The sequence below is a fragment of the Candidatus Campylobacter infans genome, assembly GCF_013416015.1.
Classification (GTDB): Bacteria; Campylobacterota; Campylobacteria; order Campylobacterales; family Campylobacteraceae; genus Campylobacter; species Campylobacter infans.
This window is the reverse complement of sequence record NZ_CP049075.1, coordinates 488,358-512,852: the sequence shown is the minus strand read 5'-3', so window position 1 is coordinate 512,852 and position 24,495 is coordinate 488,358. Positions and strand designations below refer to the sequence as shown.

Here is a 24,495-nt window from a genome sequence, read left to right as displayed (position 1 = left end):
GCAAAGCGCATTTTTTACTTAAAATTTTAAAAATTTTAAGTAAAAAAATTATAAAATCAAGCCTTATTTTAAATTTTAAAAAGGCGGGTTTATGTATAAGAATTTTTCCTTGAAAGTAAAAATCATAATTTTAGTTGCTGGTATGCTAGTGGGGTTATTGATAGCGCTGGCCGTGATATTACACTATGCTAAAAATATTTTTAACGATGCCAACGAAGCCATCTCTAATAGCACAAAAATCGAAACACAGCAAAAAATAAAATTAGCCACAGATACGCTGGCTTTTAGCTTGGGCGAGTTTGTGCGCGGACTTGATGAAAAAGCTCAAATCCAAATCATAGCAGAAGGCATTGAAAAGTTTCGTTTTGAAAATGATAAAAGTGGATATTATTTTGCCTATAAAGAATACACGCCAGTAGCCCATCCTACGCGCAAAGATTTAATTGGCAAATCGCTTTATAATGTCAAAGATGAAAAAGGCGTGTATTATGTGCGCGAGCTTTTTGAAACAGCCAAAAATCAAAGCAAGCAAACAAATTTTGTTTATTTTAGCTTTTCAAAACCCTTGCCAGATGGCACGCTAGGCACAGCCGAAAAAATCGGCTACGCAACGCTAATCCCAAATACAAACAACATCTGGCTATCTACTGGCGTATATACAGACACATTCTCACAACACGCCCAAGAAATTTCACAAAGCATCGTTAATAATATCTACACAGCACTTTTAAACTCTGCTTTAATAGGTAGCGTTTGTTTTGGCATTATTGGCGTGCCTTTGCTTTTAGCATTTTATGCAAATCTAGTTTCAAGCGTGCGCGTTTTACAATCAAATCTATGTAGTTTTTTTAATTTTTTAAATGGCAGCTCAACGCAAAGCACCATAAAAGCGCTAAACTCAAAAGATGAATTTGGCGCAATGGCAAAAGAAATAAACACAAATATTCAAAAAATCCAAGCAGGTCTAAACCAAGATAACCTAGCAATCGCCCAATCAGCACAAACAGCAAAAGCCGTCCAAAACGGCGATTTTACAGCCAGAATCATAAAAGATCCAGACAACCCGCGCCTAATAGAGCTAAAAAATGTGCTAAATAATATGCTAGATGTTTTAGAAAAAAAAGTAGGCTCTAATATGAATGAAATCAATAGAGTTTTTGAATCTTATAAGGCCTTGGATTTTACAACACAAATCCCAAATGCCAAAGGTAGCGTAGAATTAACAACAAATATCTTAGGCGAAGAAATCACAAAAATGCTCCACTCATCGCAAAATTACGCCAAAGATTTAGTATCCCAAACTAGCGAACTTAAAATTTCAATGCAAAAATTACTAGATAGTAGCTCATCACAAACTAGCTCACTAGAACAATCCACAAACGCCATCGAAGAAATAAGCACTTCCATGCAAGATGTCAATGATAAAGCATCAGAGGTGGCAAGACAAGCAGATGATATTAAAAATATCGTAGGTGTGATTAAAGACATAGCCGATCAAACAAACCTCTTAGCCTTAAATGCGGCTATTGAAGCCGCAAGAGCTGGCGAGCATGGGCGCGGATTTGCCGTGGTAGCCGATGAGGTTAGAAAACTAGCTGAGCGCACGGGCAAATCACTAAATGAGATCGAAGTTAATGTAAATGTTTTAGTCCAAGGCATAAATGATATGAGCGAATCCATAAAAGAGCAAACCAAAAATGCCACTAAAATTAACGAAATAATCACAGATTTAGAATCCATCACGCAAGTAAGCGTCAATGTAGCAAACCACACAAATGAAATTTCAAAAAATGTTAATCAAATCGCTGATGATATTTTAAGCGATGTAAATAAAAAGAAATTTTAATTCAAATACTTCTTTAACTTAATATTGCGCGCTTAAATAATAATAAACTAAAAAGCGCGCAAGCACGAAAATATCACTTTTAATAAACCAAATTTTAATGCTTAGTTTTTAATAAAAAAAGTAAAAATTAAAAAAGACCCCTAAAACGAAAATAAATTTAAACTTAAATATAAAATTTTATGATATAATTTTGCGATTTTACTTTTGAAAGGATACAAATGGGTAAGTTTGTTAATGATATAAAGGGCTTCTTTGAGTTTTGTGATAAAAATGAAGTGCGCTTTGTGGATTTTCGTTTTACTGATATGCGTGGCACTTGGCATCACCTAAGCTACAATATCAGCGCAGTTAGTGAGGATACCTTTGAAACTGGCATTCCTTTTGATGCAAGTAGCATAGTAGCGTGGCAGCCGATAAATAAAAGCGATATGATTTTAAAGCCAGATGTCCAAACTGCTTTTTTAGATCCATTCACCGCAGATATTACAATAATAGTAATTTGTGATGTTTTTGATATTTACAAGGGACAAATGTATGAAAAATGCCCACGCTCAATAGCAAAAAAAGCAGTAGCATATATGAAAAGCACTGGCCTAGCTGATAATATTTATTGTGGTCCAGAAAATGAGTTTTTTGTTTTTGAAAATGTGAGAATCATTGATGAGCCAAATTGCGCGATGTTTGAAGTAGATACAGAAGAAGGCCAGTGGAATGATGCTACAAAATACAAAGATGGCTTTAACACAGGCCATCGCCCGCGCACAAAAGGCGGGTATTTTCCCGTTCAGCCAATAGATTCTATGGTTGATTTGCGCGCTGAAATGGTAAATACATTAAACCTAGTAGGCATTGAAACCTTTGTAAATCACCATGAAAACGCACAAGGACAAGGCGAAATCGGCGTAAAATTTGATAATTTAGTCCAAGCTGCTGATAATGTCCAAATTTATAAATACATAGTAAAAATGGTAGCCCATTTAAATGGCAAAAGTGCTACATTTATGCCAAAACCACTTTATGGCGATAATGGCAGTGGCATGCATGTGCACAATTCGCTATGGAAAGATGGCAAAAATTTATTTTTTGATGAAAGCGGTTATGCTGGACTTAGCGATATTGCGCGCTGGTATATTGGCGGAGTGATGGCGCATGCAAGGGCAGTAGCGGCCTTTACAAATCCTAGCACAAATAGCTACAAACGCCTAATCCCTGGCTTTGAAGCACCAAGCATTTTAACTTATTCGTGCCAAAACCGCAGCGCAAGCGTGAGAATCCCTTATGGTAGCAATGCAAAAAGCGCAAGGGCTGAGTTTAGATTCCCAGATGGGACGGCTTGTCCTTATTTGGCATTTAGTGCCTTGCTTTTAGCAGGACTTGATGGTATTAAAAATAAAACAGAGCCGGTTGGGCCAATGGATGAGGATTTGTTTAAACTAACCCTTGATGAGATTAGAGAGCGTGGCATAGAGCAGTTTCCACATACCTTGCGCGGTAGCTTAGAGGCTTTAATACGCGATAATGATTATCTAAGTGTTGCTATGAGCGATGAGTTTATACAAACTTATCAGCATTTTAAGTTTGAAACGCAAGTGTGGCCGTATGAAGCGCGCCCTACTCCATTTGAGTTTAAAACCATGTATTCTTGCTAAAAATGGCGCAAGCATTAAAATTTATCTAGCGCACCAAATCGCTATCTAAGTTAAAATTTTGGTCTCGTTATAAAAAGCGAGGCCAAATTGCCCGCTTTTTGCTGATTTTTGTTTTCAAGCTTTTGCTTATTTTTATTTTCAAAGCAAAATAATTTTAAAATTTTAATCACAGGCCTTTTAAATCGTCTTTTTTAAATTTCATAAACACATAGCTTTTATCATCATTTTTACGGCACAATCTAAACCGCGTATCGTCATTTTCATAATGTGCGCTAATGATTTTTTCAAATTCTTTATAATATCCCCACGAATTAATTAAATCATTATTGTTGCTTAGCGGCCTTAAATGCTGGGTTAAAAGCCCATCAAATAGCATTGCGCTTTGCTTATTTTGTTTAAAATATTCTAAAATATCTTCTTGGGTGATTTTTTTAGCATCTTCTGTTTTTACTTGATCTAAAATCGCCTTTGTTAGCTTTGTCAAATACTCTTGTAAAGGTGCTTTTATGCTTGCGTGATGTAATTTTTCTATATCATTTATGCTATTTGCAACAAGCACAAAAGGACTTGGCAAAGCAAAGCCATCTACAACAATCTCATCTAACTCACACTCAAATTTCGTGCTTAATTTCACGCTTAAAATTTCATCAAATCCTAGCATTTGTACCTTATTGTCTTTTTGTAAATTATTTTGATTTAATAAAATATAAGCTGGGATAAAGCATTTTAAATCACTCACTCTGGCTTTAAAAAGCTCTAATAAGCTATCATCTGGTTTATTAAAACCAAACTCAGCACTTAGTGCTTCCAAAGTAGAAAATGCCTTTTTGCCCATAAAATCATCTGTTTGCATTATGCGAATATTTTCTACTCTAACCAAGGCTTTTGCTAGCAAGCCATCGTGAAATCCTTGTGTAATTTCTCTTGCCCAAAACTCGCAAGCACTGGCATTTGGATACTTAAAGTGTCCCCCCCCTGCTATTTTGCGTGTTGATTCTATAAAGCACTTTATCTTTTAAAATTTCATAAGGATCTACATCTAGCGTATAAGCAAGCGTTTTTTTGCCTATTCTTTTAATTTTTTGTACCATTTTATCGTTTTGATCTAAGCTGGTAAAATCAGCTTCTTCATCGCAATGCTCTTTTGGCGTTTGTAAATTACACAAAGCCTTTAAAATACTAATAGGATCGCGCACTATATGCAAAGCGCATTTTGCAGGCATTAAAGAATACAATTTTTCATTATCCTCATCTAAGGCAAAATCACAAATATTTAGCGATATAGCCTTAATTTTGCCTTGTTTTTTAAGCTCGTTTTGTTTAAGCAATTGCTCAAATAAACTCTCATAAATCCTAAAACTTTCTTGCTCTCCATCTCTGCTAGCATCACCGCAAGCGCATAATTTTAGCAGTTTTGGGATAGCCGCAAAGCCAGTCCCGTGCGAGCCAAACATCATAAAATCATAAAAAGGCGGCAAGGGAATATTTAAAATAAAACAAAGCTCTGGCTCGCTTGTTTCATAATTTATATTTTTTGGGTTTAATAAAGGCGCATAAGTAAGGTGTGAGTAATTTTGCCTAAACTCATCGCTGCTAAGCCAAGCTCGTATTTGTGGGGCTAAATTGATAAAAAGCTGGGTGGTTTCATCGCAAACTTTTGCCTTGCTAAGCTCGTAAAATTTTAAAATTTCATCTTGCATTTTAATCCTTATTATTAAAAAATATTTGCATTTTATCAGCTTTTAGCTAGCACAAAGCTTTAAAATAGCGATATTTTTTAGCACGGGGTGAATTTTGTAAAAGGGCTCTTTTAATTTTGGGTTTTTTTAAGTTTTTTAGCGCGCAAGGCTTGTAAATTTTGAATGCTAAAATGCCTTTGGATTAAAATTTCGCCCAAATCAAGCTTAGCTTTTAAAAACATCGCACAAACCCCTATGCGCCCAAGCTCTAAAATTTCATAATAACAAGTAATCAAACCCCTAAAAGCAGGCAAGGTGCCATCGTGAAATCCTTGCGTAATTTCTCTTGCCCAAAACTCGCAAGCACTGGCATTTGGATACTTAAAACTTCATAAAGCAAGCATAGAGCTTAAAAGCGAACTTGGACAAGGATGCGAATTTAAAATGCGTTTTATGCAAAATTTGCAAAAAGACTAAAGTTTTTTAAAAATTTGCCGATGTGTTTTACAGAATATCTGCATAATATCTTAAAGAATTTATTTCATAAGGAGGCAGAGATTAAAAAGTTTCTTTTTTCATCAGTATGTTTAGGTGCATTTGCTTTTACAAATAAATTTTCTAGCGATGAGTTTGAGGATAGAAATGTCTATTATTTAGGTTGTAAGGCTTATCCTCCTGGGCATTATAAAGCTTATCAAATAGGTAATCAGCACATTTATCAGCAAGTAGCTTGCAAAGCTTTTGGCTTGTGTCGTTGGTGAGCTAAAAATGGCACTTATAGAAGTTTGCGGTAAGCTTATCGATACAAGGCTTAAATTTTTCGGAAAGCCAGCCCTTGATTTTGCTCAAGTTGCCCTAGAAAAAGAAAGGTTAAGGCAAAAAGAAGAAGAGAAAAAGGCTATAAGTATAGAATATAGCGAAGAGTATCTAAGTATCAAATCCACAAAGGCTACGCTCTTTCAAAATGAAGAAGGTGTTGAAAACGCTAAGATGATTAATGTAGTAGAGGCAACTTATTCTAAAATCGGCCTCAAGCTAGATATTCTCATTTAAGCCCTAGATTTAGGGCTTTTGCTCACTTCGTTTTAAATTAGCTTTTAGCTTAGCACTTTTTACTTTCAAAGGCTTTGATAATGTCAGTTCCGTATTTGTAAATATCCTCTAACTTATCTATATTATAATTTTGTCCATCAGGAAAACTGATGGATTTTTTAGAATTATTAAAATCCTTGCTTTTAGCCCTTAAAATACGCTCTTTGCGTAAATTATAAGCAAGCTCGTATTTTTCAAAAAGCCTTTTATGAACTTCAAAAAATTTTAATTCTAATTCAAAATTATAATTTTTGCTTTTGCTTAAAATTTCGTTTTTGTTTGAACATTTTAACTTTTTTATTTTTTCTAAAAATTCCAAGCGACAATTTGCGTATTCATTTAAAAATTTTAGTCCGCCAAAAGGCGTGTAGCTGTATCTTTGCGGATATGAAAGATTAGCGCAGGCAAACTCATACATTTTTATTTCCTTTAATTTTGACCAAGCTGTCTTAGTCGTTCTTTGCTAAATAAAGCATAAATATAGCGATTATTCGCCCCTTTAATCAAGCGATATTCGTTTTTATCTTTATCTTGTTCGCATAAGCTTAAAAATTGCTGATAGTATTTATAACCAGCCAATATATCAGGCCTTAGAGCGCCTAATACGCGCAAATGTTGCTTTAAAAGCCCATAAAACATCATTCGCTCTTGCTCGTGCGTTTTAAAATATTCTAAAATATCATTTTCGCTTATTTTTTTGGCTTTTTGGATTTGGCTTTGCTTTTCTAAGCAAGCACAAAGCTCTTTTATATAAGGGCGCAGTTTTGCTAGCATTTTTTCATCTTTTGCGCGCATAGCATCTGAGCTATCGCTTAGCAAAACGCAAAAAAGCTTTGAAATTTCAAAAAGCTCGCTAATATCAACAAAGGCTGAATTATCCATAAAAACACTATGAATAAAAACGGGCAAAAACTCATTTTCATCTATTAAAAAAACTTTATTTTCTTTTTGCTGGGTTTTACTTAAATTTTGCTTAATATGCTTGCCCCCCCCCCCAAGCGAATTTTCATTATATAAGCTTTCATTAGCATTTGCTAGCAAGGTTGCTGGCAAAAGCGCCTTATAATCACTAACGCGCAAATTAAACAACCATTCATCGCTTGGTTTTGGCTCTAAAAAGCCAAAATGCCTAGCAAGCTCGCACATTGTAGGCATAGCGTTTTTGCCTATTAAATCCTCTGTTTTTTTAATTAAAATATCAACTTGATTTATATTTATTAAGGCATTAAAAAGCATTCCATCATGAAAGCATTGATACAACTCACGCATCCAAAGCCCTGCCACATCAGCACTTGGCGCGCTAGCACCGATATTTAAGCTACCATCAACTTCTAATGAATATTGAATTAAATCCTTGCTTAAAATATAAGGATCAGCACTAAATCTATAAGCTAAATGCTTGCGCGCTTTGCGTTTTGCTGTTTTTATGGTTTCGTCAAATTCGCTTGAAATTTCGCTAAAATCATCATCGTTAGCGTCTGTGTCGCCTACTTGTTGTTCTAAATTACAAAGCGTTTTGAGATTGGTTATAGGATCGCGCACGATGTATAAGGTCTTAGCGCGAGGCACAAGAGCATAAAATTTATCGCTTAATTCATCTTGGATAAAATCAGCTATTAAAAGCGCTACGCTTACGCATTCATTATTTTGCTTAGCTTTATTTGCTAGCACCAAACGCTTAAAATAAGAAATATACATAAACTCTGCTTCATCTTCGCCATCGCGCGCTACGCATTTACACCCACAAAGCTTTAAAAATCCAGGCACCGCACTTTCTAAACTAACCCCATGCGAGCCAAAAATAAAAAAATCAAAAAAAGGCGGCAAGGGAATATTTAAAATAAAACAAAGCTCTGGCTCGCTTGTTTCATAATTTATATTTTTTGGGTTTAATAAAGGCGCATAAGTAAGGTGTGAGTAATTTTGCCTAAACTCATCGCTGCTAAGCCAAGCTCGTATTTGTGGGGCTAAATTGATAAAAAGCTGGGTGGTTTCATCGCAAACTTTTGCCTTGCTAAGCTCGTAAAATTTTAAAATTTCATCTTGCATTTTAATCCTTGTGATTTTATTAAAAATTAAATTGTAACTATATTTTAGATATTTTTCATAAATTTACCTCAAAATAAATAATTTTTTATAAAATTACGCCCAAATTTTAAATCAATCACAAGGAATAAAAATGAAAATTTTATTAAATATATATTTATTTGTGCTTGCGCTAAATATCGGCGCGCAGATTTGTGCTGGGGCTTTTGTCGCGCCGGTGATTTTTAGGGCTGCTCTTTATATAGATGAAACTACCCTTAGCACATTTGAAAGCGGGCTTTTAATGACGCAAGTTTTTATAAAGGGAAATTATTTAATGCTAGTAGCTGCTGGGCTAGCTTTAATAAGTGAAATCGCGCTGTATCCTAAAACAGCAAATTTTAAATTAAAATTTAGCACCCTAATGCTAAGTGTGATTTTTGCAAGCTTGGCTGGTTTGTTTGCTTTTTATTTTACGCCTTATATTATTGAAGCTAGCAAGCTAGGCGTTGATGGCATAGATGAAAAATTTGCCGCTGTTCATAGTGCGAGTGAAATAACAATGAAAATAATGCTTATAGCTCAGGCTTTATTATTTTTCTTGCGTTTTAATGCCAGCCTTAGCTTTAAGGGCAAATGATGAAAATGCGCGTTTATTATGATGATACCGATGCTGGCGGGATAGTTTATCATTCAAATTATTTAAAATTTTGCGAGCGCGCTAGAAGTGAGTATGTATTTAGCACGCTAAACTCTCAGCCCTTTAATGATGGATTTTGCTTTGTCGTTAGGGATATTAAGGCAAAATTTATTAAAAGCGCAAAACTAGGCGATATTTTAGATATTAAAACCAAATGTGTAGAACTCAAAAATGCAAGCGCACTTTTACACCAAGAAATTTGGCGCGAAAATGAATTGTTATTTAGCGCAGATATTAATATAGCGCATTTAAGCCACAATAAACCAAGCAAAATGAATGAAAAAACCAAGCAACTTTTAGCAAATATCACTTAAATTCCAAAAACACCAAGCTTTATGTAAGCTTTTTAAGCTATAATTTAGCCTATTTTTCACATAAAGATTACAAAATGAATATCCTTGATAGCCTAAATAACGCCCAAAAACAAGCCGCTACTCACATTGATGGTCCTATGCTAATACTAGCTGGTGCAGGTAGTGGCAAAACAACCACAATAACCACGCGCCTAGCGTATTTAATAAGCGAGATTGGCATAGATCCGCTAAGCACACTAACTCTAACCTTTACAAACAAAGCCGCAATGCAAATGCGCGCAAAAGCCCTAAATTTAATAGGCCCATCACAAAATTATCCCTTGCTTTGCACCTTTCATAAGTTTGGCTTATTATTTTTAAAGCTTTACATGAGCGAATTAGGCAGAGCAAATAATTTTGTAATAATCGACACCGATGATAAAAGAAAAATCATTAAAGATTTAGAATCTAGCGTGCAATCAGCCATCATAGCAAATGAAATTTCACGCTATAAAAATATGCTTTTAAGTCCTGAGCAGGTTTTACAAAGCTCAGTAAATCCAGGCTTAATAGGCTCAAAAGCAGATTATGAAAAAATCGCTAAGGCCTATAAGGCTTACGATGATATGCTAAATGCGAATAATTTAGTAGATTTTGATGATTTGCTAGCATTAACTTACAAAATTTTAGAGCAAAACAAAGATCTTTGTGAGCAAATTTCAAAACGCTACCAATACATAATGGTAGATGAATACCAAGACACAAACGAACTTCAATACAAGCTACTTCGCAAGCTTTGCTTGATGCACGAAAATTTAGTAGTAGTTGGCGATGATGACCAAAGCATTTACGGCTGGCGTGGAGCAAAAATCGAAAATATTTTAGATTTTAAAGAGCAATTTAAAAATGTAAAAATAGTAAAACTTGAAGAAAATTACAGATCCAACGCAAATATTTTATGCGCTGCAAATGAGTTAATAGATCACAACAGAAACCGCCTAGGCAAAAGGCTAATTAGCACAAAAAGCCAAAACCAAGATATACAAATAATAGAATGTAAAGATGAAAAAACCGAAGCCGTAAATGTAGCTAAAAAAATCAGCGAGTTATTAAAAATGGGCAAAAATGCCGGAGAGATCGCCGTGCTTTACCGCATAAATGCTCTCTCGCGTGCGCTTGAAGAGGGTTTGCTTAGCTTTGGGATACCATATAAAATCGTTGGCGGAATGAAATTTTATGAAAGGGCTGAGGTTAAGGATATAATTAGCTATTTAAGGCTAATCCTAAACCCGCGCGATGATTTTAGCTTAGAGCGGATTATAAATAAACCAAAACGAGGTCTTGGAGCCGTTGGGCTTGCTAAGCTACAAAAATTCGCTTATGAGCGCAAATTAAGCTTATATGATGCTCTAAGCTTAATGGATGAAAATCTCTTAGGCAAGAAAGTTTTTAGCGCATTAAGTGAGTTTGTAAGCGATATACAAACGCTTTGTAAATTAGAACCTTGCGAGCTAATACAAGAGCTACAAGATAAAATCAACCTTAAAGAATACTACCAAAATATGCCAGATGGCAATGATAGAAGCTCAAATATAGACGAATTTTATGGCTCGTTGTTAGAAAAAATACAAGAAAATCAAAATTTTAGTTTAGAGGATTTTTTAAACGATATCGCCCTTACAAGCGATCAAGATAATATCACAAATGAAGCTATATCGTTAATGAGCGTGCATGCTAGCAAGGGCTTGGAGTTTGAGCATTTGTTTATAATTGGGCTTGAAGAGGGCATTTTCCCGCTTACAGGCGATGAAACCGATATAGAAGAAGAGCGCCGCCTTGCTTATGTAGCCATCACAAGGGCAAAAAGCGATTTAAATCTAAGCTTTACAAATAGCAGACTTCTTAGAGGCAAAGCCTTGCGCACCGAAAAATCGCGCTTTTTGGCTGAATCTGGGCTAAGCGATGGAAAATTAATGCTTGAAAGCACGAAAGAATTTAAGCGCGGAGATTTAGTAACCCACAAAATTTTTGGCATCGGCAGAGTGCTTGAAGCAACGCAAATAAAAAGCGATTTTAAGCTTAAAATCAATTTTGGCGGTAATATCAAAGAAATTATGAGCGGGTATGTGCAAAAAGTTTAAAATTTCAGCACGCCACAGCCTTAAAATCAGCAAAATTTATCAATTTCTTTTTATTAAAATTTACAGCTTTTAAATATTTATTTTAGCGCGCCTTTAAGCCAAGCAATAAATTTTAATTAAAATTTAATAATGAGTAAATAATGAATAGACTTTTTGTCGCAAATAAACCCATAAACATCAGCTCAAACCGATTTTTAGGGCAATTAAAGAAAAAATACAAAGTAAAAAGTGCGGGCTTTTCAGGCACGCTGGATCCTTTTGCGAGCGGTTGTTTAATCATCGCTTTTGGGGCTTATACAAAATTATTTAACTACATAAACCAAGCCCCAAAATGCTATGAAGCTACGATTTGGCTAGGGGCAAAAAGTGCTAGCTTAGATAATGCAAATATCGAAAAAATCAGTATTTTAGAGCCATTTTTGCTTAAAGATTTACAAAATTTTACTAATCAATTAATAGGCGAAATAGAATTTACTCCCCCAAAATACAGCGCAAAGCACATAAATGGCGCGCGCGCATATGATTTAGCTAGAAAGGGCATAGATTTTGAGCTAAAAACTCAAAAAATGCAAGTATTTAGCGCCCAAATTTTAAATTATTCTCATCCATTTTTAACAATTAGCTTAAAATTAAGCCATGGCGGATACGCAAGATCTTGGGCCGAGCTGCTGGCTAAAAAATTAAATTGCGATGCCACGCTTAGCGCATTAAAACGCATTAGCGAGGGAGATTTTTTTTATGAAAATGAAAAAGCACTCAATCCGCTAGATTTTTTAAAGCTTAATAAAAACGAATACTTGGGCGATGAAAGCGACATAGCCCTTGGCAAAAAGCTAAAAATTCAAAATTTCAAAGAGCAAAAAAATGGGCTTTATCTCATAGCATTTGATGATTTTTTTAGTATAATTGAAATTTTTAATGGCGAAGTTAAATATAAATTAAATAGGATAAGCAATGTTGTGGATTGTGCGCAAGATTAATCAAGGCATAAAAATTGGCGACAACATAAAAATTAGCGTGGTAAAAATCAATAACAATAGCGTAAAATTCGGCATCGATGCGCCAAATTTTAAAATCCAACGCTTTGATTTAGACAATAATCTTGCCAAATCCAAAAACCACGAACAAACAAATGCCATATCCACACTAAAATTAAATTGCCAAAACACAAATTTTAATCTTAGCAACTCTGCCATTATGACGCTAAAAATGCCCAAAAAACACAGCCAAAACCTTCGCATAAACCTTACAAACGAAATAACCAAACAAAACGAACAAGCCGCCCTGACAAACAAAAATGAAAATTTAAGTATTTTAGAAAAATTTATAAGTCTTTTTCGGCTAAAAAAATACCTACTAAGCTAGCAAAATGAATAAAATTAACCCGCACATAATCGCTAAAATACAAGCTCCGGCTAAAATAAATATTTTTTTAAAAATAACTGATATTATAAAATCTGGCTCTTATAAAGGCTATCACGCTCTAAGCTCGCGTTTTGTGCGTTTTGCTAGGCTTTATGATGAACTTTTTATCATTGATAAATTAGATGAAAATGGCTTGATTTATGATAATCAAATTGCAGATAATTTAATTTTTAAAGCTTATGAAAAGCTGTGTAAGGCTGGTTTTAGGCAAAAATTAGATGAATTTTTTAAAAGCAAGCAAATTTATTTAATAAAAAATATCCCAAGCGGTGCTGGTCTTGGCGGCGCAAGCAGCGATGCTAGCGCGTTTTTAACGCTAATAAATAAAGAGCTAAACCTAAACTTAAAAAGTGATGAATTATTAAAAATTTCAGCCACGATCGGTGCTGATGTGAGCTTTTTTACCAGCTCTTTACAAAGCGCGAATGTAAGTGGTTTTGGCGAAATTTTAAATGCCTTTGATGATGAAATTCCAAGCTTAGAGCTACTTTTAAGCTCTGTTTTTTGCTCTACTCCAAAGGTTTATATGGCCTATGATGCAAATAATTTTCACAAAGATATAAATTTGGCTAAATTTTTAAGCACCAAAACAAGCACGCAAATTTTAAATAATTACCAAAACTACGAGCTAAACGACCTCTTAGCACCAGCGCTTACATTATATCCTAGCTTACAAATCAGCGATGATGAGTTTTTAAGTGGCTCAGGCTCAGCAAAGTTTAAACTAAAAGATAAAAAATGAAAATTTTAATACAAAATAAAAAAGCATACCACGATTTTACAATCATTAAAGATTACGAAGCAGGCGTGGTTTTAAAAGGTAGCGAGATAAAAAGTCTGCGTGCAGGCAGAGGTAATTTAAAAGATAGTTTTGTGCGCATAATCAAAGGTGAATTATTTTTACTAGGCGCGCACATCAGCTATCTAGGCACGACAAACGCGCATTTTAGGCCTGATGAAAAAGCCCCGCGCAAGCTTTTAATGCACCGCAAAGAAATTGATAAACTCTTAGGCGCAGTAAGCACAGATGGCTACACGCTTGTCGTTCTTAGCTTATATTTAAACTCAAAAAATCGCCTAAAAGCTAAAATCGCCCTTGCCAAAGGCAAAAACCTGCACGACAAGCGCGAAACTTTAAAGAAAAAACAAGCCGACCTAGACGCAAAACGCGCCCTAAGCGAAGCCAAACACAAATAAAGGATAAAAATGAAAATTTTAAAATCATTGATATTTTTAGGAATTTTTACATTTTTTTTAGCTTGTGAAAATAGCGAGCAAAGCACGCTACATTCATCGCCGCCAAGAGTTTTTAAGGAAAATGAAATTATAGAGCTAAAAAGCATTAGCCAAGCAAACATTAAATTAATTAGAACGCCAAGGGGCTTTAAACTAGCAAATAGCGATAAAATCATAATGTTTGACATTTTTGGCACATATTGTGCGCCGTGTAAAAAAGAAGCACCGCATTTAATGGATTATCAGCTAAAAAACCAAGATAAGTTTATGATTATTGGTTTGATTCATTTTGAAAAAATCAGCGATGAAGCAATAATAGAAAATTTTGCAAAAAAATATAACGCTTATTATTTTATATCTAATTCAAGCCAAAACGCCGATATAATCGCACAAATCTTGCGCGATATAGAATACAAAAACGCTCTTGAAATTCCATTTAAAGTGGTATTAAAAGATGGCGTTTATCAAATGCTAAGCGATAATTTAGGCGAGCGCGGCGGCAAAAAGGCTTTGTATTATTTAGGCGAAGTTAGCACAGATATCATCGCAAAAGATATAGAAAATTTTAAAAATAATATGGAATAAAATTTGCTTTAAAAAGCCAAAAATAAAGGATTAAAATGTTTGCAGGTTTTAGCCCAAATAAATCAAAAGCCTTAGTTGTAGAAGCTACGCAAGCGCGCGTTTTAAGGCAAAATTTAATCGCTAGTAATATAGCAAATATCGACACGCCATTTTACCGCGCAAAAGATGTGGATTTTCAAACCGCTCTTGTAAGCAAAAAAAATGAAATTTACGGCCAAAACGCCCCAAAAGAGCCAAAATTAGAACTAGCCAAAACAAATCCAAAGCATTTTGGCGCCATAGAGTTTCCAAGCATACAAAACGCCACTATATTTTTGCGCGATGGGCATATGGCAAGAAACGATGCAAACACCGTGGATTTAGATATAGAAACTAGCGAATTATCTAAAAATTCCCTAATGATACAAGCACTTGATCTTGCTAGCAAAAAGCTAGGCGGGATATTTAATAGCGTGATTGAATCAAGCAGTAGAAGTTCGTAAATTTTAAAATTTTAAATTAAATAAGGATAAATTATGGCATTTTTAAGCGATTTTGACATTAGCGGTTATGGACTAAGTGCGCAACGATTTAGAATGAATTTAATTAGCTCAAATATAGCCAACGCAAACACCACACGCACGGCTGAGGGCGGGCCATATCGTAGGCGCGAAGTAATATTTAAGGCAGTGGATTTTAGCGCGCAATTAAACGCCAAACTTAAAGAAAATAATGGCATCGATGAATTAAACAATAACGCAAACGCCATAAATATGAATGCGCTAATAGATAATGAAATGAATAAAGCATTAAATCAAAAGGTGTTAAAAGGTGCTAATTATGATTATTTAGAAAACGAAAATCCCTTAGATGATCCTGACGCACCACAATTCCCAAAGCCAGCTATTATGGGCGTTGTAGTAGATAAAGTAGTGCGCGATGATAGCGATTTTATAATGAAATATGATCCACATCACCCAGATGCCGATGAAAAAGGCTACATTATGATGCCAAACATAAACCCAGTAATAGAAATGGCAGATATGATAGAAGCAACAAGAGCATATCAAGCAAATGTCGCAGCCTTTCAAAGTGCTAAAAATATTGCAACATCAGCACTTGAAATGATGAGAAGTTAATATTAATAAAATTTGGTTATAATTCTATGAAAAATACAAGGCAAAATATGGAAATTTCAAAACTAACAAGTCAAATTTCAAGCATTAGTGAAAATGCTAAAACCAAACAAACTCAAAAAATCGAAAATAGCGATAAAGATTTTGGCGAAGTATTTAAAAAAGCTATCGGCGAATTAAACGACACGCAAATAGCAGCAGATAAAGCAGTAGCCGATCTTGCCACAGGGCAAATCACTGATTTACACCAAGCAGCAATCGCCATTGGCAAAGCAGAAACCAGTATGAAACTAATGCTAGAAATTCGCAACAAAGCCATAAGCTCTTACAAAGAAATCGCTAGAACGCAATTATAATTTAAAGTGAGCAATACAAAAAACCTAACAAAGGGTAAATCTATAAAAATGGATACTACAAAAAGCCAAAATAGCGTTTATCTTTTGTTTTTGGGCATTTTATTTTTTACTATTATATTTTTAGTTTTTTTATTTTACCGGGTTACGCTAGATAGAAACTTACCGCGGCTTTTAAGCTCGGATTTTGATTCTGCGCTTCGTGGTAGCATAATAACAGCCGATGGATTTAGCATAGCAAACAATCAAAAACTCTACAAAGCCACGGTAAATACACGCAATATCGATCCAAACAAAAAAGAGCTTTTTATTAGCTTATATTCACTTTATAGTGGCGATGATCCTAAAAATGTCCGTAAAATTTTACAAAAAAATGGCGTGGTTACTCTTTCATATCAAATCACCTCAAAAAGCGCAGCGCACTTAAAAGAATTAGCCAGAAAATTAAACAAAAAAAATGTTTTCATCCCTTATCAAGACCCAAAAACAGGCTCTGTAAGCACGCAAGGATTAAACATTCAAGAAAGTGGCGAAAGGCGCATTTATATAGCAAAAGATACTCTAACCCCAGCACTTGGCTATGTGCGTAAAATCGATAAAGACACCTTCACAAAAGTTCAAGGCGTAAAAGGCATAGAACAAGTTTATGAAGAATACCTCTCAGCCACACAAGATGAACTAATAATAGGCCCAAGAGATCTTGCTAACACGGTTATTTTATCGGGCGATTCAAGGGATAAAACACGCATTGATGGCTATGATGTCGTATTAAACATACCACTAAAATTACAAAAATTATTAGAAAAATTAGCCGATGAAAGGCGCGAATTTTTAATGGCAAAAGAAGTAGTAATTGCTGTGATGGAAGCAAACAGCGGTAAGATAATCGCCCTAGTTTCAAGCGCGCGCTACACACCAAATGCCATAACCAAGCAAAATTATAGCGCCCTAAACTCCACCGCTAGCGAATACGCCTATGAAATCGGCTCAGTATTTAAGCCTATAATTTTTGCGCTTTTATTACAAAATAATAAAGTCCATCCCCACGACATAATAAACACGCACGGAGGCAAATACAAAATAGGCACACACACCGTTACAGATACGCATAAAAACGACTTTTTAAGTGCTGAAAATGTTATAGTTCAAAGCTCAAATATCGGTATGGTTGAGCTAATTTCTAGGCTAGATGATATTTCAATTCTCTCAGGTCTTAGCGATTTTGGTTTTGCTAAAAAAACAGGCGTGGATTTAAGCTATGAACAAGTCGGCAAAATACCTAACTTGCGTAATTTACGCATCAAAAGCAATAAAGCCACGCTAAGCTATGGCTATGGCATTCAAGCCACATTTATGCAAGTCTTAAACGCTTATAATACCATCAATAATAACGGCATAATGCTAACCCCGCGCATCGCATCGCATTTACAAAAAGATGGCAAAAAATACCAAATCCAAACCGCCGAACAAACGAACATACTAAGCACAAACACAGCCAAAACACTCAAAAAAATACTCCAAAAAGTCGTCCAAAGCCCGCAAGGCACAGCACAAGCAGCAAATATCCCAGGCCTTCACATAGGTGGCAAAACAGGCACAGCGCACATCGCAGCCCAAGGCGGATATAGCAAAAAACTTTACAACGCAAGTTTTTTTGGCTTTGCTAGTGATGATGAAGGGCATAATTACACAATCGGCGTGCTTGTGCGCGAACCGCTAAAACCATATCCTTATTATTTTTCATCAAAAAGCGCCTTGCCGATTTTTAAATCAAGCATTGAAATTTTAATCCAAAACGGCTATTTAAACCCTAGCCATAACGCAACTCAAAACACACAACAAAGCACAAATAACCTTTTAGATTAGATTAAAATTTGCTAAATTTTTACCTTATAAATTTTAAATCGCTAACAATTTTAATGTAACTTGTTAATTTAAAATAGCTTTATAAAATTTAATAAATTTTAACAAAAACTTCACCCTTTTTTTGTATGATTTAGGCTTTATTTTAATGGAGGTTCAAATGAACAAAACCAAATTTTTTCGTCTATCACATATTTATGTGAGCTTATTTTTTCTTGCCAGTGGCACTACTTTATTCAATTAGTGGTGTAGCGTATATTTTTGGCATAAAAGATGATGTATTTGCAACAAAAATGCAATACGAAGTAAATGCAACCCTAATCAAAGGCCAAGAAGAGCAAATGCTACTTCAAATTCTTAGCGAACAAAACATCAAAATTCCTAGCAACACAAAGCTAAGAAATGACAGAAAACAAGGTGGCATAAGCTTAGGTGGCATTCATTATAGTATCAACGCCAAGCAACAAGACCCACAAACACTAATCATCAAAACAACAACGCGCAGTTTATTAGGTGATATGATTTTATTACACAAAGATAAAGGCGGCTGGTATTTTAGCGTGCTAGGGGTTGGCTTTGGCATTGCTTTGGCGTTTTTGTATCTTTCTGGTTTGATGATAACGCTTTTTGCCTCTAAAAAAGATAGAAACCCACAACTCATCGTCTTAGCTCTTGGCGTTCTTACTTGCTTAGTGCTTGGATATTTAAGCGTTTAAAATTTTAAAATTTCTCAATTTAGCTTAAAATTAGCTAAATTGAAATTTACACTTCCAAAAAACATATAAATTTAACTAAATTAAAATTTACAAACTTAAAAAATTAAAAATTTTGATAATAAAAAATAAAATTTAAAAATAAATCTGCCCCCCCCTGCAACAATCGAACCATATTTTAAAAATACTGATTTTAAGGTGATAGTCTGATTTAAGATTTAAAAATTTTACCCACATAATTACTTATTTAATTTATATTTGTTTTCAATGAACTAAAAATTTTAAGCTAAATTGTAGTAAAAACAAAAAAAATTATGCTACAACCCTAGCAATTCAAATTTTAAAAATTTTACTAGCAAATTTCTACTTTCAAATACCCGCAAAGCACGATGAAATCGTAATTTTTTAAATATTTTATAAAATTTTTAATTAAAAATTTTTAACTCTAAACGCGATTATTTCGTAATCTTTTAAAAAATTTTAAGGTATATATATAGGGTTAAAATTTTTATTTAGCAATGGGCTAAAAATTTTTAAGCTAAATTGTAGTAAAAACATAACAATTATTTTTTAAATTATGTATTTTTATGTAAAATTACATTTTAAATTAGTTATTATACCCTTAGTGTAATGGCTTATGTTTCTTTATTTGTGCCTTTTGTTTTGGCTTATATCGCTTATGTGTAAAGAGCTATGGATAGGGTCAAAATCACAAAAAAAGAAATTGCAAACGATGAACATGCTTATTAAGGAAAAAAAATGGAAGCTTTATTTTTATTAATTTGACCCCTAGTGATTTATCTTAGCTATAAATTCATTATGCTAAATATTAATCAATTAGAAAAAGATAAAAAATTATAAAAAGACTAGAGTATTTTGAAAAATAAACGATACAGTAGATGAATCTTTTCAAAATATCGCAATAAACCCAAGTTAAAGCTTGGGTTTTTTTATTCTCCATTGTAATGAGTAAATTTTTCTCTTAATTTTAAGCAAATTTTTCACAATTATTTTTTTATTAATGAAATTGTAGTATAGTTAAAGCTAAGAGTTAAAATAAAATTAAGGAAGTTAAGATGAGTAAAGTAATGAAAACTATGGAAGGCAACGAAGCGGCGGCTTATGCAGCTTATGCTTTTACTGAGGTTGCTGGAATTTATCCTATTACTCCAAGTTCTCCTATGGCTGATTATACCGATATGTGGGCGGCTGCGGGAAAGAAAAATTTATTTGGTATGCCTGTTAAACTAGTCGAGATGCAAAGTGAAGCAGGTGCAGCTGGCTCTGTGCATGGTTCTTTACAAGTAGGTGCTTTGACGACTACATATACGGCTTCTCAAGGCTTATTACTTAAAATTCCTAATATGTATAAGATTGCAGGGCAACTTCTTCCTTGTGTTATCCATGTCGCAGCTAGGTCGATCGCATCTCAAGCTTTATCCATCTTTGGCGATCATCAAGATATTTATGCCGCTAGACAAATAGGCTTTGCTATGCTTTGCTCACATTCTGTGCAAGAAACTATGGACTTAGCTGGTGTGGCACACTTAGCGGCGATTAGAGGGCGTGTGCCATTTTTGCATTTTTTTGATGGATTTAGAACGAGTCACGAAATTCAAAAAATTGAGGTTATGGATTATGCACATTTTGACCGCTTGCTTGATAGAGAAGCAGTTTTAGCTTTTAGAAATTCTTCTTTAAATCCTGAAAATCCCAAAACGCGTGGCACAGCACAAAATGATGATATTTATTTTCAAACAAGAGAATTAACAAATCGCTTTTATGATGCCTTACCTGATGTGGTCAATGACTATATGCAAGAAATTTCTAAAATCACAGGTAGAGAGTATAAGCCTTTCACATATTACGGACATAAAGAGCCTGAACGCATTGTGATTGCTATGGGGTCAGTAACGCAAACTTTAGAAGAGGTTGTAGATTATTTAAATTCAAAAGGTGAGAAAGTGGGCGTTTTTAAAGTTTATCTTTATCGTCCTTTTAGTCTTAAATATTTCTTTGATGTTATGCCAAAATCTGTGAAGAAAATCGCTGTTTTAGATAGAACAAAAGAACCGGGAAGCTTAGGTGAGCCGCTTTATCTTGATGTAAAATCAGCTTTCTATGGAAGAGAAAATGCTCCTGTTATAGTGGGCGGAAGATACGGACTTTCTTCAAAGGATGTTGATCCTGCGCAAATGTTAGCCGTTTTTGAAAATCTTAAACAAGAGCAGCCAAAAGATGGCTTTACGGTTGGGATTAATGACGATGTAACGCACACTTCTTTAAAAACAGGTGAGAAAATCGCACTTGGTGATGAAAGTGCTATTGAGTGCCTATTTTACGGACTTGGAGCTGATGGCACTGTGGGAGCAAATAAAAATTCCATTAAAATTATCGGCGATAAAACGGATTTTTACGCACAAGCTTATTTTGCTTATGATTCCAAAAAATCGGGCGGTTATACAAGGTCGCATTTACGCTTTTCTAAAAAGCCTATCCGCTCCACTTACCTCGTTTCAACACCTCATTTTGTAGCCTGTTCTGTGGCGGCTTATTTGGAAATTTATGATGTTTTAGCTGGAATTCGTAAGGGCGGAACTTTCTTGCTAAATAGTATTTGGAACGCTGAAGAAACTATAAGACAGCTTCCTGATTTTGTCAAAAAAACTTTAGCGGAAAAAGAAGTGAATTTTTATATCATCAATGCTACTAAACTAGCCCGCGACATAGGGCTTGGAAACCGCACAAATACCATTATGCAATCAGCCTTTTTCAAACTTGCTAAAATCATACCTTACGAAGATGCACAAAAATACATGAAAGAACTTGCCTATAAATCTTATAGTAAAAAAGGCGATGCCATTGTAGAAATGAATTACAAGGCTATTGATGTAGGTGCTAATGGACTTGTAAAAGTTGAAGTGGATCCAAATTGGAAAAATTTAGAGCTTAAAGAAAAAGAACAAACCAATGCCTATAAAGGCACGGAATTTGTGGAGAAAATCGTCAAGCCTATGAATGCGGCTAAGGGAGATGATTTGCCCGTGTCGGCGTTTTTGGGCTATGAAGATGGAAGCTTTGAGCACGGCACGACTGAATTTGAAAAAAGAGGCGTAGGCGTTATGGTGCCACGCTGGATTGAAGCAAATTGTATCCAGTGTAATCAATGTGCATCTGTCTGCCCTCACGCTGTTATCCGTCCATTTTTAATCAATGATGAAGAAATGGCAAAAGCCCCAAGAGGTGTAAAAGAACACGCTTTAGACGCTAAGGGGACTAAGGGGGAGAAATTAAGTTTTAAAATTCAAGTTTCTCCTCTTGATTGCACAGGCTGTGAGCTTTGTGTGCATGAGTGTCCTACTAAAGAAAAGTCCTTAGTAATGGTGCCTTTGCAAGAAGAAATGGACTTTGGAGAGCAAGAAAATGCCGATTATTTATTTAAGCAAATTGAATATAAAGATCAAATTTTCAGTAAAGATAGTGTTAAAGGCGCACAATTTGCTCAACCTTTATTTGAATTTCACGGCGCTTGTCCGGGTTGTGGAGAGACGCCTTATATTACGCTTATTACAAGGCTTTTTGGTGAGAGAATGATTATCGCTAATGCGACAGGTTGTAGTTCTATTTATGGAGGTTCTGCTCCATCTACTCCTTATAGAAAGAGTGTGAAAAACGGCTACGGACCTGCTTGGGCAAATTCTTTATTTGAAGATAATGCTGAATTTGGCTTAGGTATGAAAATCGCTACTGAAAACACAAGAGAACGCATAGAAAATATCATGAACGAAAATATCAATGCCGTTCCAAATGCCATAAGTGCCTTATTTAAAGAATGGATAGCTAATAAAGACAATGGAGAGCAATCTTTGCAAATCCGCGATAAATTAGTTCCTTTATTAGAGCAGCATAAAGATATCAAGGGCGTTAAAGATATTTTAAATTTAAAAAGCTTTTTAATGAAAAAATCACACTGGATTTTTGGTGGGGATGGCTGGGCTTATGATATAGGCTATGGAGGGCTTGACCATGTTTTAGCAAGTGGGGAAAATGTCAATATTTTAGTTATGGATACGGAAGTGTATTCTAATACTGGCGGTCAAAGCTCTAAATCTTCACGCACTGGAGCCGTAGCACAATTTGCCACCGCTGGTAAGCCTGTGCAGAAAAAAGATCTAGGGCAAATTGCTATGACTTATGGTTATATTTTTGTTGCACAGGTTAATTCAAGTGCAAATTATAATCATCTTATTAAGGTTTTAAAGGCTGCTGAGGCTTATGAGGGACCTTCTTTGGTGATAGCTTACTCTCCTTGTATCGCACACGGGATTAAGGGTGGGCTTGGCTACTCTGGTGAGCAAGGCGAATTAGCTACAAAATGTGGCTACTGGCCTCTTTATACCTTTGATCCGCGTCTTGAAGAAGAAGGGAAAAATCCTCTCACTATGGTAAGCAAAGAGCCTAATTGGGAGCTTTACGAGCAGTTTTTGATGAATGAGGTGCGTTATAATTCTTTGAAAAAAGCTAATCCACAACACGCAAGTGAGCTTTTCGAGCGTAATAAAAAGGACGCTCAACGCCGTTATAGACAACTCAAACGCATCGCTATGGCTGATTATAGTGATGAAAAGCAAGGCGAGTGAGGATTATTTTTTGTGCGTGTTTGTTAGGGTTTAGCTTGCACGCACAAGATTTACAAAATAAATTGTTAAATTTGCAAAATCCATTCTTAAATCCTACTTTAGAACAAATGGCAAAGCTAGAAATTCAAGCCATTTTTCCCCAAAAAGTGAGAATTAATAATAAATGGTATAAAGAAAATGACCTTATTCATAATGCGATTTTAAGGCGTATTGACGCAAGAAGCGTTATTTTTGAATATGATGAACAAAATATTACTTTAGAGTTTAGGCAAAATGCTAAGATTTTTATTGATTAATTTGTTTTTTTGTTCGATTTTTTATGGTATGGACTGCAAAAAAGACTTTTTGATATTCAAATTAAAGAAAGTTTAAGTATAGAAGAAGCACTTGATGAGCTTGCGAGCTATTGCACTTTTAGCATAGTTGTTAAGGATGAATTGGCTAAAAGCGAACTAGGAAAAATGCAAAAAAGTCTTTACATTAGCCAAATGACTTTGGAGAAAATTTTTAAGCTTTTGCTGAAAGAAAATAATTTAAATTATGAATTCAATGGCAAGATTTTAAGCATTTGGGGAATTTCAACGCAAATTTTTAAGTTAAGTTATATCACTTCCGTTCGCGAGGGACAAAGCATTATTAAGGCTTCTGTGGATTCTAAGCCCAGACAAAATGAAAATGATTTAAGTGATGAGAGTAATGATAATATGATTAAAAGTATGGAAAAATTTGACTTTTGGCAAAATATAGAAAAAGAAATCACTGCTTTATTGGAAGCTTATGGTGAGGTAAAAATGCCTATTATCAATGCAAATGCTGGCATTATCATCGTTACAGGCACACCCATACAGCTTAAAAGATAGGAGAATATATCACTAAGCTTGAAAATAGACTTAAAACAACAAGTGATTATTGATATTAGCATTATTGCTGTAAATTTAAATGAAAATCACTCAAGTGGCATTAATTGGCAAAATTTCAATCTCGATTTTGCCAGCACTACGCAAAATGGGCAAAATTCTTTTATCCAGCTTCAAAGCGGGCAAGGTTTTGTGAAAAATTTAGGTTTAAGGGTGAATATTAATTTTAATTCTGTTTTGAATTTTCTTTCGCAAAATGGCAAAAACTTCACCCTTTTTTTGT

Annotated in this window: 22 protein-coding genes and 3 pseudogenes; 20 read left to right on the top strand and 5 right to left on the bottom strand. The window is 34.8% G+C overall.

The genetic code is table 11. From position 1 onward, the window contains the following. Window positions 1-91: 91 nt before the first annotated feature. Window positions 92-1,846, top strand: coding sequence for a methyl-accepting chemotaxis protein (locus CINF_RS02690; RefSeq protein ID WP_179975645.1), 1,755 nt, complete (start codon window positions 92-94; stop codon window positions 1,844-1,846). A gap of 218 nt (window positions 1,847-2,064) precedes the next feature. Then, window positions 2,065-3,495, top strand: a complete 1,431-nt coding sequence (gene glnA / locus CINF_RS02685) for a type I glutamate--ammonia ligase (RefSeq protein ID WP_179975644.1) — start codon at window positions 2,065-2,067, stop codon at window positions 3,493-3,495. Window positions 3,496-3,661: 166 nt separating this feature from the next. On the opposite strand, the gene CINF_RS02680 is transcribed toward glnA, so the two are convergent. The 3 genes from CINF_RS02680 to CINF_RS02670 form a co-directional block, all read right to left on the bottom strand. Further along, on the bottom strand, window positions 3,662-4,390 hold the full coding sequence (locus CINF_RS02680; protein WP_179975643.1) for a DUF2972 domain-containing protein: 729 nt from the start codon (window positions 4,388-4,390) through the stop codon (window positions 3,662-3,664). A gap of 64 nt (window positions 4,391-4,454) precedes the next feature. Then, a complete protein-coding gene (locus CINF_RS02675) occupies window positions 4,455-5,195 on the bottom strand; it encodes a hypothetical protein (protein ID WP_179975642.1) in 741 nt (246 codons plus the stop codon). A 110-nt stretch (window positions 5,196-5,305) separates the two neighbouring features. After that, window positions 5,306-5,470: a hypothetical protein gene (locus CINF_RS02670; protein WP_205195804.1), complete on the bottom strand. Its 165-nt coding sequence runs from the start codon at window positions 5,468-5,470 to the stop codon at window positions 5,306-5,308. 472 nt (window positions 5,471-5,942) lie between these two features. Between CINF_RS02670 and CINF_RS02665 the strand changes: the two genes are divergently transcribed. Then, window positions 5,943-6,227, top strand: a complete 285-nt coding sequence (locus CINF_RS02665) for a selenoprotein S family protein (RefSeq protein WP_179975640.1) — start codon at window positions 5,943-5,945, stop codon at window positions 6,225-6,227. Window positions 6,228-6,276: 49 nt separating this feature from the next. Here CINF_RS02665 and CINF_RS02660 read toward each other — a convergent pair whose 3' ends face one another. Both CINF_RS02660 and CINF_RS02655 read right to left on the bottom strand, forming a co-directional pair. Continuing rightward, window positions 6,277-6,684, bottom strand: coding sequence for a hypothetical protein (locus CINF_RS02660; RefSeq protein ID WP_179974641.1), 408 nt, complete (start codon window positions 6,682-6,684; stop codon window positions 6,277-6,279). Between the two features lie 11 nt (window positions 6,685-6,695). Beyond that, window positions 6,696-8,315 (bottom strand): DUF2972 domain-containing protein, encoded by a 1,620-nt coding sequence (locus CINF_RS02655; protein ID WP_179975639.1) that lies wholly within the window; start codon window positions 8,313-8,315, stop codon window positions 6,696-6,698. 130 nt (window positions 8,316-8,445) lie between these two features. On the opposite strand from CINF_RS02655, the gene CINF_RS02650 reads away from it, so the two are divergent. The 17 genes and pseudogenes from CINF_RS02650 to CINF_RS02570 form a co-directional block, all read left to right on the top strand. Beyond that, a complete protein-coding gene (locus CINF_RS02650; RefSeq protein ID WP_178696766.1) occupies window positions 8,446-8,931 on the top strand; it encodes a DUF4149 domain-containing protein in 486 nt (161 codons plus the stop codon). Next, window positions 8,931-9,305 (top strand): YbgC/FadM family acyl-CoA thioesterase, encoded by a 375-nt coding sequence (locus CINF_RS02645; RefSeq protein WP_179975638.1) that lies wholly within the window; start codon window positions 8,931-8,933, stop codon window positions 9,303-9,305. Before CINF_RS02650 ends, CINF_RS02645 begins: the two co-directional genes overlap by 1 nt. A gap of 74 nt (window positions 9,306-9,379) precedes the next feature. Further along, window positions 9,380-11,425: an ATP-dependent helicase gene (locus CINF_RS02640; RefSeq protein ID WP_179975637.1), complete on the top strand. Its 2,046-nt coding sequence runs from the start codon at window positions 9,380-9,382 to the stop codon at window positions 11,423-11,425. A 140-nt stretch (window positions 11,426-11,565) separates the two neighbouring features. After that, a complete protein-coding gene (gene truB, locus CINF_RS02635; RefSeq protein WP_179975636.1) occupies window positions 11,566-12,405 on the top strand; it encodes a tRNA pseudouridine(55) synthase TruB in 840 nt (279 codons plus the stop codon). Further along, on the top strand, window positions 12,380-12,790 hold the full coding sequence (locus CINF_RS02630) for a carbon storage regulator (protein WP_178696770.1): 411 nt from the start codon (window positions 12,380-12,382) through the stop codon (window positions 12,788-12,790). Before truB ends, CINF_RS02630 begins: the two co-directional genes overlap by 26 nt. 4 nt (window positions 12,791-12,794) lie before the next feature. Further along, window positions 12,795-13,592, top strand: coding sequence for a 4-(cytidine 5'-diphospho)-2-C-methyl-D-erythritol kinase (locus tag CINF_RS02625; protein ID WP_240156149.1), 798 nt, complete (start codon window positions 12,795-12,797; stop codon window positions 13,590-13,592). After that, window positions 13,589-14,047, top strand: coding sequence for an SsrA-binding protein SmpB (gene smpB / locus CINF_RS02620; protein ID WP_179975635.1), 459 nt, complete (start codon window positions 13,589-13,591; stop codon window positions 14,045-14,047). The genes CINF_RS02625 and smpB overlap by 4 nt, the downstream gene beginning before the upstream one ends. Window positions 14,048-14,056: 9 nt before the next feature. Continuing rightward, entirely contained in the window at window positions 14,057-14,671 is a 615-nt protein-coding gene (locus CINF_RS02615) for a thioredoxin domain-containing protein (RefSeq protein ID WP_179975634.1), read from the top strand. Window positions 14,672-14,706: 35 nt separating this feature from the next. Continuing rightward, window positions 14,707-15,153: a flagellar basal body rod protein FlgB gene (gene flgB / locus CINF_RS02610; protein WP_178696773.1), complete on the top strand. Its 447-nt coding sequence runs from the start codon at window positions 14,707-14,709 to the stop codon at window positions 15,151-15,153. Window positions 15,154-15,186: 33 nt separating this feature from the next. Then, window positions 15,187-15,789, top strand: a complete 603-nt coding sequence (gene flgC / locus CINF_RS02605; RefSeq protein ID WP_178696774.1) for a flagellar basal body rod protein FlgC — start codon at window positions 15,187-15,189, stop codon at window positions 15,787-15,789. Window positions 15,790-15,836: 47 nt separating this feature from the next. Next, window positions 15,837-16,142 carry a flagellar hook-basal body complex protein FliE gene (gene fliE, locus CINF_RS02600; RefSeq protein ID WP_240156148.1) on the top strand — a complete coding sequence of 102 codons (306 nt, stop codon included), beginning with the start codon at window positions 15,837-15,839 and terminating at the stop codon, window positions 16,140-16,142. A 48-nt stretch (window positions 16,143-16,190) separates the two neighbouring features. Continuing rightward, entirely contained in the window at window positions 16,191-18,005 is a 1,815-nt protein-coding gene (locus tag CINF_RS02595; RefSeq protein WP_179975633.1) for a peptidoglycan D,D-transpeptidase FtsI family protein, read from the top strand. 157 nt (window positions 18,006-18,162) lie between these two features. Further along, window positions 18,163-18,718 (top strand): annotated as a pseudogene (locus CINF_RS02590) (hypothetical protein). A 606-nt stretch (window positions 18,719-19,324) separates the two neighbouring features. Further along, window positions 19,325-19,465, top strand: a pseudogene (locus CINF_RS02585) (cytochrome d ubiquinol oxidase subunit II); the annotation flags it as partial. Between the two features lie 326 nt (window positions 19,466-19,791). Then, window positions 19,792-23,355, top strand: a complete 3,564-nt coding sequence (gene nifJ / locus CINF_RS02580) for a pyruvate:ferredoxin (flavodoxin) oxidoreductase (RefSeq protein ID WP_179975632.1) — start codon at window positions 19,792-19,794, stop codon at window positions 23,353-23,355. A gap of 35 nt (window positions 23,356-23,390) precedes the next feature. Then, the gene (locus CINF_RS02575) at window positions 23,391-23,651 is read left to right on the top strand and encodes a transformation system protein (RefSeq protein ID WP_179975631.1); all 261 of its coding nucleotides are present in this window, start codon (window positions 23,391-23,393) and stop codon (window positions 23,649-23,651) included. After that, window positions 23,629-24,488 (top strand): annotated as a pseudogene (locus CINF_RS02570) (secretin N-terminal domain-containing protein); the annotation flags it as partial. The gene CINF_RS02575 and the pseudogene CINF_RS02570, both read left to right, overlap by 23 nt. Between the last annotated feature and the right edge of the window lie 7 nt (window positions 24,489-24,495).